Origin of the sequence: Nocardia sp. CWNU-33, assembly GCF_046764895.1 — a bacterium.
GTDB lineage: Bacteria > Actinomycetota > Actinomycetes > Mycobacteriales > Mycobacteriaceae > Nocardia.
Window position 1 is genome coordinate 137,377 of record NZ_JBKOQN010000014.1, and the last position, 14,259, is coordinate 151,635.

General features: G+C 65.2%; 12 protein-coding genes and 1 pseudogene. 6 read left to right on the top strand and 7 right to left on the bottom strand.

Features of this window, described 5'->3' with window-relative positions; all coding sequences use genetic code 11:
• Positions 1 to 4 precede the first annotated feature (4 nt).
• Together ACLMAL_RS20740 and ACLMAL_RS20745 are read left to right on the top strand one after the other, a co-directional pair.
• Positions 5 to 1,048 carry an ABC transporter permease gene (locus ACLMAL_RS20740; protein ID WP_412000581.1) on the top strand — a complete coding sequence of 348 codons (1,044 nt, stop codon included), beginning with the start codon at positions 5 to 7 and terminating at the stop codon, positions 1,046 to 1,048.
• Between the two features lie 54 nt (positions 1,049 to 1,102).
• On the top strand, positions 1,103 to 2,077 hold the full coding sequence (locus ACLMAL_RS20745; RefSeq protein ID WP_412000582.1) for an ABC transporter substrate-binding protein: 975 nt from the start codon (positions 1,103 to 1,105) through the stop codon (positions 2,075 to 2,077).
• 50 nt (positions 2,078 to 2,127) lie between these two features.
• Here the strand turns inward: ACLMAL_RS20745 and ilvA are convergent, their stop codons facing one another.
• Entirely contained in the window at positions 2,128 to 3,348 is a 1,221-nt protein-coding gene (gene ilvA / locus ACLMAL_RS20750; RefSeq protein ID WP_412000583.1) for a threonine ammonia-lyase, read from the bottom strand.
• A gap of 104 nt (positions 3,349 to 3,452) precedes the next feature.
• The gene (locus tag ACLMAL_RS20755; RefSeq protein WP_412000584.1) at positions 3,453 to 4,625 is read right to left on the bottom strand and encodes a serine hydrolase domain-containing protein; all 1,173 of its coding nucleotides are present in this window, start codon (positions 4,623 to 4,625) and stop codon (positions 3,453 to 3,455) included.
• A 137-nt stretch (positions 4,626 to 4,762) separates the two neighbouring features.
• Between ACLMAL_RS20755 and ACLMAL_RS20760 the strand changes: the two genes are divergently transcribed.
• The 3 genes and pseudogenes from ACLMAL_RS20760 (at position 4,763) to ACLMAL_RS20770 (ending at position 7,797) form a co-directional block, all read left to right on the top strand.
• Positions 4,763 to 5,485, top strand: a complete 723-nt coding sequence (locus tag ACLMAL_RS20760) for a GntR family transcriptional regulator (protein WP_412000585.1) — start codon at positions 4,763 to 4,765, stop codon at positions 5,483 to 5,485.
• 86 nt (positions 5,486 to 5,571) lie between these two features.
• A pseudogene (locus ACLMAL_RS20765) lies at positions 5,572 to 7,069 on the top strand (NCS1 family nucleobase:cation symporter-1).
• Positions 7,069 to 7,797 carry an aspartate/glutamate racemase family protein gene (locus ACLMAL_RS20770; RefSeq protein ID WP_412000586.1) on the top strand — a complete coding sequence of 243 codons (729 nt, stop codon included), beginning with the start codon at positions 7,069 to 7,071 and terminating at the stop codon, positions 7,795 to 7,797. Before ACLMAL_RS20765 ends, ACLMAL_RS20770 begins: the two are co-directional and overlap by 1 nt.
• Here the strand turns inward: ACLMAL_RS20770 and ACLMAL_RS20775 are convergent, their stop codons facing one another.
• The 5 genes from ACLMAL_RS20775 to ACLMAL_RS20795 form a co-directional block, all read right to left on the bottom strand.
• Complete coding sequence (locus ACLMAL_RS20775; RefSeq protein WP_406238235.1) at positions 7,798 to 8,148, bottom strand: hypothetical protein; 351 nt, start codon at positions 8,146 to 8,148, stop codon at positions 7,798 to 7,800.
• A gap of 500 nt (positions 8,149 to 8,648) precedes the next feature.
• Positions 8,649 to 9,218 (bottom strand): isopentenyl-diphosphate Delta-isomerase, encoded by a 570-nt coding sequence (gene idi / locus ACLMAL_RS20780; protein ID WP_412000587.1) that lies wholly within the window; start codon positions 9,216 to 9,218, stop codon positions 8,649 to 8,651.
• A complete protein-coding gene (locus tag ACLMAL_RS20785; protein ID WP_412000588.1) occupies positions 9,215 to 10,087 on the bottom strand; it encodes a geranyl diphosphate 2-C-methyltransferase in 873 nt (290 codons plus the stop codon). Before ACLMAL_RS20785 ends, idi begins: the two co-directional genes overlap by 4 nt.
• A 41-nt stretch (positions 10,088 to 10,128) precedes the next feature.
• Positions 10,129 to 11,646 (bottom strand): family 2 encapsulin nanocompartment cargo protein terpene cyclase, encoded by a 1,518-nt coding sequence (locus tag ACLMAL_RS20790; RefSeq protein WP_412000589.1) that lies wholly within the window; start codon positions 11,644 to 11,646, stop codon positions 10,129 to 10,131.
• Between the two features lie 15 nt (positions 11,647 to 11,661).
• On the bottom strand, positions 11,662 to 13,068 hold the full coding sequence (locus ACLMAL_RS20795; RefSeq protein WP_412000590.1) for a family 2B encapsulin nanocompartment shell protein: 1,407 nt from the start codon (positions 13,066 to 13,068) through the stop codon (positions 11,662 to 11,664).
• Between the two features lie 304 nt (positions 13,069 to 13,372).
• Here ACLMAL_RS20795 and ACLMAL_RS20800 point away from each other — a divergent pair, with 304 nt between their 5' ends.
• Entirely contained in the window at positions 13,373 to 14,158 is a 786-nt protein-coding gene (locus ACLMAL_RS20800; protein ID WP_328411849.1) for a hypothetical protein, read from the top strand.
• Positions 14,159 to 14,259 lie beyond the last annotated feature (101 nt).

Here is a 14,259-nt window from a genome sequence, read left to right on the forward strand (position 1 = left end):
CTGCATGAGCAACGACGAAGCCGTCAGTGTCGATGGCAAGGGCCGGGAACTGCCCGAACGCACTGTGCTGCAACGACTGCTCGGTGCGAGCACGGTGTGGATCGGTGTTGTGCTCGTCGGCTTGTGCGTGGCGTTCAGCGTGATTCGGCCCGATGCGTTTCCCACCCGCTTCACCCTGCAGACCCTGCTGATCGAAATGTCTGTGCTGCTGGTGCTTTCGGTCGGGATGACCTTCGTCATCATCGCCTCGGGCATCGATCTCTCGGTCGGGATGGTGCTGATCTTCGCCGGGGTGCTCGGGGCCAAAACCATGGAATGGCTGAGCCCCGATGAGAATGCCACGGCGGCGGGTTGGGGCATCATCGGTCTCGGGTTCCTGATTTCCGTTGTCGGCGGCGGGATCTGGGGACTGCTGAACGGGCTGCTCGTGGCCAAAGCCAAGATTCCGCCGTTGATCGTCACGCTCGGGTCGTTCGGCGCTGCACTCGGTGCGGCGCAGCTGATCACCGGCGGCGTCGACACCAGGACCGTGCCCGACAATCTGCGCAACTCACTGGGGTTCGGCACCTCACTGGGCGGTGTGCCGAATCTGGTGCTGGTCGCCACCGTGGTCACCGTGCTCGCTGCCTGGGTGCTGCACACCACGAGGTTCGGCCGCTATACCTACGCGATCGGTTCCAACGAAGAGGCCGCGCGCCGCTCGGGGATCGCGGTCACCCGCCACCTCGTGCTGGTCTATCTGATGACGGGATTGCTCGCCGGGCTGGCGGGTTTCATGAACCTCGCCTACTTCGGCACCACCACCATCGGTGGCCACGGCACCGACAATCTGGATGCCATCGCGGGCGTAGTGATCGGCGGGACCAGCCTTTTCGGCGGCGTCGGCACCGTTCTGGGCACCGTGATCGGGGTGTTCATTCCCTCGGTGCTGCGCAAGGGTTTCGTCATCGCTGGGGTGCCGGTGTTCTGGCAGCCGATCGCGGTGAGCGCGGTTCTGGTCGGGGCGGTGTGGTTCGACCAGCTCCGCCGCAGGGCGCGGGACCGATAGAGGTAGGCAGTCGACAACACTGCGCGAGAAGAAAATAAAGGCGGAGGTGGCCGGATGAGGGTGGCGAAGCGGACCGCGGTGCTGATCGGCGCGATAGTTGCGGTCGGCACGATGGTCGTGTCGTGTAGTGGCGAAGTGAGCAATTCCGGCGGGACGGACGCCAAAAAGCTGGTTCTCATTCCCGGCGTCGCCGACGAACCTTTCTATATCTCCATGCAGTGCGGCGCACAGGACGAGGCGACGAAGCTCGGCTACAAGCTGGATACCCAGGCGCCGACCAAGTTCGACGCCGGATCGCAGACGCCGGTGCTGACAGGGGTGATGGCCAACAAGCCCGGCGGCATCCTGATCGCGCCGACACACGCAACGGCGATGGCGAATCCGATCGAGCAGGCCAAGAACGCGGGGATCAAGATCGTCGAAGTGGACACCGCGCTCGACGACACATCCGTTGCGCTGTCGTCGATTTCGTCCGACAACAAGAAGGGTGGCGAACTCGCGGCCGCCACCTTGGCGAAGCTGGTCGGGGAGAAGGGGCCGGTACTGGTGATCAACACCAAGGCAGGCACCTCCACCACCGACGCACGCGCCCAAGGCTTCGAGGCGGCGCTGCAGCACTATCCCGGCATGACCTCGCTGGGCGTGCAGTACAACAACAACGAGGCCGCCCAAGCCGCCTCGATCGTGACCGCCACGCTCGCCGCCCACCCGGACCTTGCCGGTGTATTCGCGACGAACCTGAGCTCGGCCGAGGGCGCGGCAACCGGTCTGCGCAATGCGAACAAGCTCGGCCAAGTCAAACTGGTCGGCTTCGACGCAAGCCCCAAACAGATCGAGGACCTGAAGGCGGGCACCGTGCAGGCGCTGATCGCCCAAGACCCGGGTGGCATCGGAGCCAAGGGTGTCGACCAAGCTGTCGCTGCGTTGGAGGGCAAGCCGGTCACCAGGAACATCCAGACCGACATGGTCGCGATCACTCAGGCGGATATGGACGCCAACGCGAAGTACTTCTACAAGAGAAAGTGCTGAGCAGTCGTTGAGCGGGAGGTGCCGACCGTGCCGGCGGTCGGCACCTTCCCTCAATCTTCCACGCGGACAACATATCCGGACTCGGTCAAGGCATCGAGGACGTCGTTGCGGTGGTTCGGTCCACGAGTCTCGAGCGTCAGCGATACCTCCACCTCGTTCAGGGCCAGCCAGGTGCCGGTGCGCGAGTGCGCCACGTCGACCACGCTCGCTCCCGTCTTCCCGACCACGCCTAGCAGGCTGCTGAGTCCACCGGGACGATCCACGATTGTCACTCGCACCGCGAGGTAGCGGCCCGCGGCGCTCAGGCCGTGGCCGATCAGCCGCGTCAACAGCAGCGGGTCGATATTGCCGCCGGACAGGATCGCGCAGACCGGTCCGCGCAGTCCGAGTTCCGCCACCGGGTAACTCATCAACGCCGCGACCGCAGCGGCGCCGGCCGGTTCGACGATCAGTTTTCCTCGCTCCAGACACAACAGCAGCGCCTTGGACAGTGCGTCCTCATCGACGGTCAGCATGGTCGTCACGTACTCGGCAACGTGCGCGAACGGCACCGCACCCGGTAGCCCGACTGCGATGCCGTCGGCCATCGTCGACATTCGCCCGGCCCGGACCGGCTTGCCTGCCGCCAGCGAATCGGGCCAGGCCGCAGCCTCGGCGGCCTGCACGCCGATCACCCGCACCTGCGGGGCGAGATGGTGCAGCGCGACCGCGACACCGGCGAGCAGCCCGCCACCACCGGTGGGCACGAGCACCGTCCCGACCTCGGGCAATTGATCCAGGATCTCCAGCCCCACCGTTGCCTGCCCGGCCACGATGTCAGGGTGGTCGAACGGATGGATCAACGTCGCCCCGCTGCGCTCCGCGAAGTCGAGCGCCGCGTCGAGCGCGTCATCGACGGTCTCGCCCACTTGCAGCACCCTCGCGCCATATGCCTTGGTGGCCGCCAGTTTCGGCAGCGATGCACCCACCGGCATGAACACCGTCGACTCGATTCCGAGTGACGTCGCCGCCCAGGCTACTCCTTGCGCATGATTGCCCGCGCTCGCCGCGACCACACCATTGGCCCGCTCCTCGAGGCTCGAATTCGCGATCCTGTTGTAGGCGCCGCGCGGCTTGAACGACCCTGTCCGCTGCAAGTTCTCACATTTGAGCCACACCTCGGTCTCGGATCGCTCCGACAATGCCCGCGATGCCACCACCGGCGTCCGCCGAATCACCGGCGCAAGTAGCGCCGCAGCCGCCTTGATCCGATCCAGCCCAAGCAACTCCATGTCGCCATGCTGCCAGGTCACACCTCGACCGGCAGCAACTTGTGTTGGCTTTCTCGCCCGTCGCTGGAGTCGGGGACGGTGAGCGGCACACCGTAGGGCGTCTCTCACGCAGCCTTGGCGAGGTTATGCGCGATGGCGCCGAGGCGGGCGAGGCGGGCGTCGCCGAGCGGGGTGAGCTTGCCGCCGAGGCGGTTGGTGACGAAGCCGAGGGACATACCGGTGGCCGGGTCGGCGAAGGCTCCCGAACCGCCGAGGCCGAAATGGCCGAAGGCTGAGACGGGTTCGGCTTTGGAGGGCTTCATCGGGACCCCGTGGTAACCGAGGGCCCAGGGGATGCGGAAGGCAAGGACATAGTCGGGGGTGAAGACTTGGCGTCGGGTGATGAGCTCGATGGTTTCGGATCGCAGCAGCTGGAAGCCGTCGAGTCGGCCGCCGTTGGCGAGGGCGCCGTACACGCGGGCCAGCGAGCGCGCGGAGAAGACACCGTTGACGCCGGGCATGACCGAATCGTGCAGGCGCGGATCGGACACCAGGTCGGCGAAACCCTGCGGCGTGGTGTCGGCGGCCGCGGCGAACCTGGTCCTCGACATGAGCCGGGCGCCGTTGTCCCAGTCGAGGCCCGCGACGGTCAGCCGGGGAAAGTTGGTGGCGATCCTGCCGCGCTCGGATGCTGGTACACGAAACCAGAGATCCTCTGCGGCAAGCGGTTCCGCGATTTCGGTGCGCAGCGCATCGGTGAATGTCGCACCGCTGATCCTGCGTACCAGCTCGGCGACCAAGTGGCCGAAGGTGATTCCGTGATAGCCGCTGGTCACCAGGTGTCGTGAATCGGGGGTCGCGGCGGCGAGCGCCGCTGTCACCGCGGCGTCGTCCAGGAAGCGGTCCACCGGACCCGGCAGCAGCCCGCGCAGCCGGTGCAGCCCGGCCCGGTGGGTCAGCAACGCGCGCACGGTGATGAGTTCCTTTCCCGCGGCACCGAATTCGGGCCAGTAGGTGGCGACGGTCTCGTCGTAGTCCAGTAGGCCGCGCTCGGCAAGCCGGTGCAGCAGGGTCGAGGCGACACCTTTGCCGGTGGAGTACGCCATGGCCACCGAGTCGTGCGCCCACGGCACCCCCGGGTGCGCGAAACCGGCCCAGACATCGACCACCGGTTCGCCGCGCAGGTAGACCACGAGGGATCCGCCGCCGTCGGAGGGCCGCCGGAACAACCGGTCGAATTCGGCGACCAGACTCACGAAGCGCCGATCGACGGTTTGAGTTGTCGGAAGAGTGGTCATCGAGTAATCCTTGCCGTTCGGGATCCATACAGCGTATGGCAGGTCGAATTCCCGCTCGACGGCCGTCCGAGCCTGCATTTTCCTCACCGTCACATCAGGGACCGAAAACGCAACACGGCTCACCTACGGTGGTCGACATGCCTCCACGGAGACGTTCGGCGCTGCTCGCGAGGTTGGTTGTCGATGAACCGGGCCGGCCGCAGATCATTCTCGGCGAACTGCGCCGGGTGATCCTCGACGGGGCCGTGCCACCGTGCACGGTGATCCCGCTGCGTGAGGTCGCCGAATTGTTCGGAGTCAGCCACATCCCGGTCCGCGAAGCGCTCAAGACGCTGTTGGGGGAGGGCCTTGTCACCCATCAACCGCACGGCGGCTACACGGTGGCCCAGCTCACGGCCAACGAGCTGCGGGAAATGTACATCGTGCGCGAGACCCTGGAGACGGCATCGCTCGCGGTGGCGGCGATGAACGCATCGGACGCCGATCGCGCGCACCTGATAGCGGTGAACACCCTTCTGGAGCATGCGATCCGGGACGACGACCCGGTCGCCTACCATCGGCAGTCCCGACTTTTCCATGTCGCACTGACCCGGCCGTCACGTATGTTCCGTTTGCTGCACATGCTCGAGTCGGCGTGGAATGTCACCGAACCGGTGCAGTCGATGGTGCACATCAGCCGCGCCGACCGGATCCGCCTGCACACCGACCACGCGCTGATGATGGACGCCTTCCTCGCCCGTGACGTCGATCGCCTGCTGCTCATCGCCGAACGCCATCACCGCAGGCTTGAAACGGTTATCGCGACCCTGCCCACCGATACCGGGCTGCTGGCGCCGGAAGATATATCTGCCGCGCAATAGCCGGGCAATAACCGTGCAATGGGTGGGCAATGCGCGGTTCCTACCGTCGTTCGGGATCACAGTTTCACCTTCGGACGGGAAACACCATGACCGAAATGCTCACCACCGCGGTGCCCGCGCCGCCGGAGACGGCCGCGCCTGCCACACCCGCCTACGATCCACGACTGACCAACGAGGATCTCGCGCCGCTGCGCAAGCAGAGCTGGGGCTCCTACAACATCTTCGCGTTCTGGATGTCGGACGTGCACAGCGTCGGCGGCTACGTCACCGCGGGCAGCTTGTTCGCGCTCGGTCTGGCCAGCTGGCAGGTGCTCGCGGCGTTGCTGATCGGCATCACCATCGTCTACTTCTTCTGCAATCTGGTCGCCAAGCCGAGCCAGGTGACGGGCGTGCCCTATCCGGTGATGTGCCGCAGCGCTTTCGGAGTGCTCGGGGCGAATATCCCCGCCACCATCCGCGGCTTGATCGCGGTGGCCTGGTACGGCATCCAGACCTTCCTGGCCTCCGCAGCGCTGGATGTTGTTCTGGTGAAACCCTTTCCGTCGCTCGCGCCCTATGCGGTTGTCGGTGACTACGGTTTCCTCGGGCTTTCGCTGCTCGGCTGGGGCAGCTACCTGCTGCTGTGGGTGGTGCAGGCGTGTGCGTTCTGGCGCGGCATGGAGTCCATCCGCAAATTCATCGACTTCTGCGGTCCCGCTGTATATGTCGTGATGTTCGCGCTGTGCGGCTACCTCATCGCCAAGGCGGGCTGGAGCGCCGTCGACCTGAAGCTCGGCGAAGTGAAGTACACCGGCTCGGCCTCGGTGCCGGTGATGCTGGGCGCTATCGCGCTGGTGGTGTCCTACTTCTCCGGTCCGATGCTCAACTTCGGCGACTTCTCCCGTTACGGAAAGTCTTTTGCGGCCGTGCGGCGCGGCAACCTGCTCGGCCTCCCGGTCAATTTCCTGCTGTTCTCGCTGCTCGTGGTCACCACCGCATCGCTGACGGTTCCGGTTTACGGCGAACTGATCACCGATCCGGTCGCGACCGTCGCGCGCATCGACAGCACCTTCGCGATCGTGCTCGGTGCGCTGACTTTCACCATCGCCACCATCGGCATCAATATCGTCGCCAACTTCATCTCACCCGCGTTCGACTTCTCCCATGTCAGCCCGCAGCGAATCAGCTGGCGGGCGGGCGGCATGATCGCCGCGGTCGGGTCGATCCTCATCACGCCGTGGAACCTCTACAACAACCCCGACGTCATCCACTACACCCTCGAGGTGCTCGGCGCCTTCATCGGCCCACTGTTCGGTGTGCTCATCGCCGACTACTACCTGGTGCGCAAACAGAAAGTGATCATCGACGATCTGTTCACCATGTCGAAGACCGGAACCTACTGGTACAGCAAGGGATACAACCTCGCCGCGATCATCGCGACGGTCGTGCGCCGTCGTCGCGGTGGTCCCGGTGCTCGCCAAACATGTCACCGGCATGTATACCGCCGCGCAGTACAGCTGGTTCATCGGCTGCGGCATCGGGTTCGCGGTCTATTACCTGCTGGCCGGCCGGACCAGGTCGGCAGTGCAGGGAGTTCCTGCCTGATGCGTATCCGGGTCGTCAACCCGAACACCACCCGGGCGATGACCGAGACGATCGAGCGCTGTGCCAAGGCCGTCGCAGGCTCCGGCACCTGGCTCGACGCGGTCACCTCCGAGATGGGACCCGCCTCGATCGAAAGTCACTACGACGAAGCCCTGAGCATCCCGGGCCTGCTCGCCGCGATCCAGCGCGGCGAGCAGGAGGGCATAGACGGGTACGTGATCGCGTGTTTCGGCGACCCCGGCCTCGATGCCGCCCGGGAACTGGCGGGTGGCCCGGTGATCGGCATCGCGGAGGCGGCGATGCACGCGGCCAGCCATCTCGGCCGCGGGTTCAGTGTCGTCACCACGTTGAACCGAACCATCGGTCGCGCGGAAGAACTGGCGCAACGCTATGGCATGCAGCGCTTCTGTCGGGGCGTGCACGCCTGCGAGATACCGGTGCTTGCGTTGGAAACGGATCCGCAGGCACGCAAAATCGTTACCGAGGCCTGCCGGGAGGCGGTGGAAGCCGATGGTTCCGACGCGATCGTGCTCGGCTGCGCGGGAATGGCCGATCTGTGCGAGCACATTCGCGACGAAATCCGTGTGCCGGTGGTCGACGGTGTGGCCGCCGCGACCCTGACCGTGCAGTCGTTGCTCACCCTCGGTGTGCGCAAGTCGGGGCGGGGAGAGTTCGCCGCGCCGCCGACCAAGACCTACTCCGGGCTGCTGAGCTCCTTCGGAGCCTGATCAGGCCGCGACAGCGGAGGTCAGCGCATGCAGTGCGGCATCGGGGTCGTCGACATCGACGACGACCCGGGTGAAGTCGGCGCCTGCCAGCTCGATCCGGATGGCTCGCCCGTTGAACTTGGTGTCCCAGAATTCTTTGCGATGCCTGCCGCGATAGGTGCCTGCCGCGATCACTCCGGGGAAGAAGGTTCCCGGCGCTCGTACCCACGGCGGACGCAGGTCGACCTCGGCAGTGGTGACCTCGGTGATATCCGAGAGATCGAAGGTCAGCTGCTCGCGCAGTGCCAGCAGCCGGTGCCCGCCGAGCACGTGGACCGTCACCTTGGTATCCGTGACTTCGACTTCGACCATCGTGCACCTCACTGATTGCCAAGAGCTCGTACTCAGGCAAGCATCGGAGACATGCCTGGCCAAAGCCTGTGCCCTTCCTGTGAGTTCCCGAAGGTTTTGTGCAGTGTGACAAGCGTCGCAGCAGAGCGCATGCACCTACCTGGATATGCGCATCCAACGATATTGCGGCAATAGCCGAGCAAGGCATTGCCGAGTGTGCCGGACCAGGACCGCAGGGATGGTGCAGGATTCTCTCTGCTCGTCTCGACCAGTTCCTGCGCGATGTCGGACTGCCTACATCCCCGTCACCGGACCGATCACCAGCGAGATCACTTGGTCGAACGGGTGAAACCAACCCTGTGGAGCAATGGGCGATGACGATGACGCAGCCGGCGGTTGGCCCCTGGAAGTGGGCGGCTACTCCGGTCGAGGCAGCCGGGCCCGGATCGCCGCCGACGAGATGATGGTCGGTGACTACCTCGGGCCCGGCGTGCGCACCGGCATCGGACGGGTGAGCGGGACTACTGTCCAGTGCGGCGGTGCGCCTTCTCGGCGATGTCCAGCACGCCCGCCAGCCACGGGGTGTAGCTCTCCGGTTCGTCGGCCAACGCGTCACGCAGTGCGTCGGGCTGGAGCCAGGCGTAGTCGGCGACTTCGGCGGGATCGGGGCGCGGCGCGCTCGCGTCGAGACGGCCGATGAGCACGTGGTCCCATTCGTGTTCGACGCGGCCGGTGGCCGGATCTTCCGCCTGGTACCGGTAGATGCCGACCTCGGTGAGGTCGGTGGCCAGGCCCAGCTCCTCGTCGAGGCGCACCGCGGCGGCGGCAACCACCGGCTCGCCGGGTGCCGGGTGGCCACAACAGGTGTTGGCCCACAGCAGCGGGAACCGGGTCTTCACCGCGGCACGCTGCTGCAACAGCACCCGGCCCGCGTCGTCGAACAGCAGGACCGAGAACGCGCGGTGCAGCAGGCCCGGCGCCTGATGGGCCTGTCCGACCGGGCACGCGCCGACCGCGTGGCCTGCGTCGTCGACGAGTTCGACGGGCAGCGCCTCGCGGTCGGTCCATGGCTGGGAGAGCGTCTCGGTCACCTCCCCACCTTATCGACGGCAATCATGAGGTATTGGAAACTGCCCTCCTTGTAGGCGGTGAGGAAGGGCTGCTCCACACCGGTCGCCAGCTCGGACTTGCTGCGCAGCTCCCAGTAGGGGATGGTCGTTGCGGTCAGGTCGACTACGTCGATCGGCACCAGATTGTTCTCGGCCATCGCCCGAAAGTACTCACTGCGCGGATGGATCATGCAACCGTAGTGGGCGTCGATCCAGCTGACCGACGAGGACCGCCCGCCCGTCACATCGTTGGAGCAGCCGGTGATGCAGACATAGCGTCCGCCCGGCTCCAGCAGCCGCGAGAACTCGCGGAACAGCTCGAAAAGGTCCACGTACATGGTGGTTTCGTTGGTCCACATGCCGCGCATCACGCCGGCGTCGAAACCGGTGTCGAGCATATTGCGGAAGTGGAAGCGCACCTTGTCCGCGACGCCGCGATGCGCGGCCTGGTCGTTGGCGAAGCCGACCTGATACTCGGAGATGGTGACGCCGTCGACCTGGCAGCCGAACCGCTGATTGGCCATGAAGCTGGTGCCGCCGCGGCCGGATCCACCGTCCATCAGCCGATCGCCCGGTCGGACGTCGCCGAGATGATCGAGCAGGATGTCGGCCTGTGCGGTCTCGAGCCGGTGCAGCTCCTTGACGATCCGCTCCTCGCGGGTGTCCTCCGGTCCCGTCAACACCGACAAATCGGGGTCGCCGATGCCGTAGTGATGGTGGAAGAGCCCGTCCACCTCGCCGAGCTTGACATTGACCCGGTCGTCATTGGGATTGTTGTTCCAGTACTCGGCAACAGACTTCTGATAGTGGGTACGGAGCACGGCGCCGGTGTCTGGGTTGAGCATGGTCATCTCGGATCATCCTCTCGCTGTACTACTTCACGTTGTCGCGATTACTGGTGGGATGCATCGTGGTAGCGCTTGCTGTCGGCATGCCAGGCGCGGTTGCCGCCCATCCATGCCCACAGGCCGCCGAGGAATCGGCGTAGTTCGGCCGAGCCGACGGCGGCCAGTGCGCCCGCCTCGTGCTCGAACCGGTGCACGAGCTCGTCGTGGACTTCCGCCGTGCGCAGCACCGCCTCCCGGCGTGAGCATTTCTCCTCGGCGGCGAGCACCGTCGGGAGGTTGAATTCCCGTCCGCCCGAAAGATCCTCGCGGGCCATCGAATACAGGTCGTTCACCATCTGACTGGCCAGCGCGGCCGTGGTGACGACGCGGCGCACCCGCGGATCGGTGTATTCAGCGGCTTGGAGTTCGTAGCCGCCGACCGCATCGATCGGCGCCATACACGGCAGGAAACTGTGCGGCTGCCGGTTGGTGAGGTACTCCCACACCGGTGGCATCCGGTCCGATGCGCGCCAACCCGCTTCCGCAGCCAGTGCGATGAACCAGCCTGCGATCTCCGTGCGCAAGCGGGCGAGCTGTGCCGGGGTCGCGTAGTGGGACAGATGCTCGAAAGACGTGCGAAATGCGCGCAGGATCGGATCGGCCTGCAGCGCCTGCTCGAGCCGGGGCGCATAGCACGCCGGCAGATGCACGGGATCCATTGCAGCGGCGGCGAGTTCGAGCTTCGGGCCCAGTTCGGTCGCCGCATTCGACGGGGTGCCGTCCGGTGCCGTGTCGTCTGCTCCCTCCTCGCAGTAGTAGTCGTCGACCGACCATTCGGAGACCGCGCATTTGGCAACGGCAAGCAGCCGGTCGGGATCGTTGCTGTCGGGATGGGCGAGCATGATCAGCCGGCCGAAGTCGGCGTCCCGCAGCTCCTCCAGCCGTCCGGCGTAGAGGCCGATCTCCTTCGCCCACTGGATGAGTCCGTCGTTGACCAGTGCGGCGAGTGCCGGATCGTCACGGACCGGAGGTGGGCAGTACAGCGGCGGAATCGCCGATCCGGTGCCGCCCAGATGTGCTGATTTTGTTGCTGATCCACTGGTTCCCAACGGTATTCGGAATCGGGTCGATCCCGTCGGCGCGACCCCCTGCGTCACGGCGACGGGAATCGAGGCGCCCAGGGGCGCCACGCGCGATGGTTCGAAACCGGCCGCAGGAACGGCCAGTACACGCAGGGTGTCCGGTGTCGCCGGACCGGGTCGGGTCGGGGGCGGCGGTTCGGGACCGGCCGCATCCGGACCGGGTCGGTTCGATTCGACCGCCGCCGGCGGCTCTAGCAGCAGCGCCGCAGCGCCGAGGCCGCTCGGGCCGAGCAGTCTGATCGGGCTCGGTCTCGCACGTTCGGGCGGCTGCGAGACCGAACGCGAATCCTGTTTCGGCACAGTGGTTTCCGCCGACGCGCCGATACCCTCCAATGGCAGCATCGCCGGGGCGGTGTTATCGAGATTCGACAGCAGTGCGGCGACGGCAGCGGCCAGATCGTGCGTGGCAGCGGGCGCCGCGGCGCGAGAGAGCACCGACATCGCTCATCACCCCCGTCAGTCGGCCTGCCGGGCGACCAGGACATTGTCGAGCACACCCAGTGCGTCGGGCACCAGCACGGCCGCCGAGTAGTAGCAGCTGACCAGATAGGAGATGATCGACTGATCGTCGATGCCCTTGAATCGGACGTTGAGGCTCGGCTCGTACTCGTCGGGAATGTTGGTCTGGTGCAGGCCGATGACGCCCTGGTCCTTCTCGCCGGTGCGCATGGCGAGAATCGACGTGGTCTGGGTGCCGCTGACCGGGATCTTGCCGCACGGGAAGATCGGCACCCCGCGCCAGGCCGGAACGCGATGGCCGTCCACCTCGACCGGATCGGGATACAGTCCCCGCTTGCTGCATTCGCGGCCGAAGGCGGCGATCGCTTTCGGGTGTGCCAGAAACAGTTTCGTGCTGCGGCGCATGCTGAGCAGCTCGTCCATGTCGTCGGGGGTGGGCGGGCCGGATTCGGTGTAGATGCGTTGCTTCAGATCGCAGTTGTGCAGCAGGCCGAAGTCCGGGTTGTTGACGAGGTCGTCTTCCCTGCGTTCGTAGAGCGCCTCGATGGTAAGCCGCAGCTGTTGTTCGACTTGGTTCATCGGATCGTTGAACAGATCCGCGACGCGGGTGTGTACCCGCAGCACGCTCTGCGCAAGACTCAACTCGTATTCGCGCGGGGAGGCGTCGTAATCGACGAACGTGCCGTCGAGCAAGGGTTCTCCGGAATGGCCGGAGGAGATGAGAATGCTGGCCTCGCCCTTGGAGTTCTGTGGCTGGGCGGGTGCTGTCGCGACGCGGGACAATTGCTCACGCAATGCCGGTGTGTATTCCAGTATTTCGTCCAGCGTTTGCCGCGGCAGGACCAACATCGTTGTCCTTGTCACGGTTTTGACGGTGACCGGCCAAATCGCGGACGGGTTGGTGAGTGTTTCATCGCCGTAGAAATCACCGCCCGCCAGCATTCCCAGCATGGTCGGTTCGCCGTATTCTCCCGTGCCGATCTTGCTGAGTTTTCCGTGCACTATCAGCAGGACCTGATTCATCGGATTGCCGAATTCCGCTACGACAGTTCCCGGTTCGAGATCGCGCTGTTCGAATCGCTGCGCGAGCGCGCGCAGTATTTCCTCGTCGTCGAAGTCCCGCAATTGCGGAAGTTCCTGGAGTTCCAGCGGAATAACCCTGGCCTGCGAACCGTCGACGACGAATTCGACCTCGCCGTTGCCCACGGTGTGAGTGAGGCGCCGGTTGACACGGTAGGTACCGCTGCTGACCTGCGTCCATGGCAGCATGCGGGTGAGCCAGCGGGAGCTGATGCCCTGCATTTGCGGCTCGGATTTGGTGGTGGTCGCGAGCGGGCGTGCCGCGGCGGTGCTGAGACTCTTGCGTACGTGATTATCCGTTTGGACTGGCATTTCGATGGTCATGCGTTGTCCTCACCTCGAGATGGTCACCGTGACGGTCGACGGTGATGGTGGCGCTTCGATTGCACAGCAGAAACTAGACACTCGAGTGAATTGATTTACGCGACAGTGCGTTCCAGACGGCATCGATCGTAGAACGGGTGCACCAGCACGCGCAGAGGAATGTCGAAGATCGTGGAGTCGATGTTGGCACAACGGGTTTCGGATGGTCACGACATGCCCTCGATCACGATAACGGCACGTAACGTCCTGGGATGAATCACGGATTCGCGGACGGATGGCTGTGGCATAGCTATCTTCAGATGTCATGTTCACCTGGATCTACACGCTGCCCATCTGGCTGGACTTCCTCATCATCACCGGAACGTGCGTGGTGCTGACGACGGGCTCGATCCTGGTGACCCGTCCGTACGTGTTGCGGACGCTCGGCCCCGAACCTGGCAAGAACGACTCGGTCACCATGGTGCTCACTGTCGGCGGTGTGTTCTATGGCCTGCTACTCGGTCTGATCGCGGCCGCGACCTACCAGTCCTACGATGCGGCGCAGGGCGTGGTCGCCGATGAAGCCGCCGCCCTCGGCACGCTCTACCGGGAGGCGGGCGCTTATCCGGAGCCGCAGCGCTCTCAGTTGCGCCAAGACCTGGTCGACTACACCGACAACACACTGACCGTGGCTTGGCCCGCGCTGCGTGCGGGCGAGGAACCGATCGGGGGCACCGCCCTGGTGACCAGGTTTCAGGAGCATCTGCTGACCTTTCAGCCGCAGAACAATGCCCAGGAGATCGTGCACGCGGCGACGATCGACCAGTTCGCCACGTTCGATCAGCAACGACGGCATCGCATCAATGCAACCACCGGTGGTGTGCCCGGTGTGCTGTGGTGGACCATTCTGGTCGGCGCGGCCGTCAATCTGGTGCTGCTGTGCCTGTTCAGCCTGCATCGCGGGGCGCATTTGCTGCTCGGTGGCCTCTTCGCTTTCTTTCTCGGCGCGATGATTTTCCTGATCGCCGCCATGGATCTGCCGTTCCGCGGTGATCTGAGTGTGAGCCCGGAGCCATTCGAGAGCATGTATGTGAACGTCATGCGTCGCTGATGCCCTCCCGACCGAGAAAACCGGCCGGTTCGGTCACATATCGCCGCTGATCCGCGCGGCCTGTCATGGAACGGGTCACAGCCGACACATAATGGATACAC

Excerpts from the sequence above, each read along its gene's own strand:
- ACLMAL_RS20785 (WP_412000588.1), bottom strand. The coding sequence starts at position 10,087 with ATGACCATGCTCAACCCAGACACCGGCGCCGTGCTCCGTACCCACTAT.
- ACLMAL_RS20740 (WP_412000581.1), top strand. The coding sequence starts at position 5 with ATGAGCAACGACGAAGCCGTCAGTGTCGATGGCAAGGGCCGGGAACTG.
- ACLMAL_RS20795 (WP_412000590.1), bottom strand. The coding sequence starts at position 13,068 with ATGACCATCGAAATGCCAGTCCAAACGGATAATCACGTACGCAAGAGT.
- ACLMAL_RS20755 (WP_412000584.1), bottom strand. The coding sequence starts at position 4,625 with ATGACCACTCTTCCGACAACTCAAACCGTCGATCGGCGCTTCGTGAGT.
- ACLMAL_RS20760 (WP_412000585.1), top strand. The coding sequence starts at position 4,763 with ATGCCTCCACGGAGACGTTCGGCGCTGCTCGCGAGGTTGGTTGTCGAT.
- ilvA (WP_412000583.1), bottom strand. The coding sequence starts at position 3,348 with ATGGAGTTGCTTGGGCTGGATCGGATCAAGGCGGCTGCGGCGCTACTT.
- ACLMAL_RS20790 (WP_412000589.1), bottom strand. The coding sequence starts at position 11,646 with ATGTCGGTGCTCTCTCGCGCCGCGGCGCCCGCTGCCACGCACGATCTG.
- ACLMAL_RS20770 (WP_412000586.1), top strand. The coding sequence starts at position 7,069 with ATGCGTATCCGGGTCGTCAACCCGAACACCACCCGGGCGATGACCGAG.
- ACLMAL_RS20775 (WP_406238235.1), bottom strand. The coding sequence starts at position 8,148 with ATGGTCGAAGTCGAAGTCACGGATACCAAGGTGACGGTCCACGTGCTC.
- ACLMAL_RS20745 (WP_412000582.1), top strand. The coding sequence starts at position 1,103 with ATGAGGGTGGCGAAGCGGACCGCGGTGCTGATCGGCGCGATAGTTGCG.
- ACLMAL_RS20800 (WP_328411849.1), top strand. The coding sequence starts at position 13,373 with ATGTTCACCTGGATCTACACGCTGCCCATCTGGCTGGACTTCCTCATC.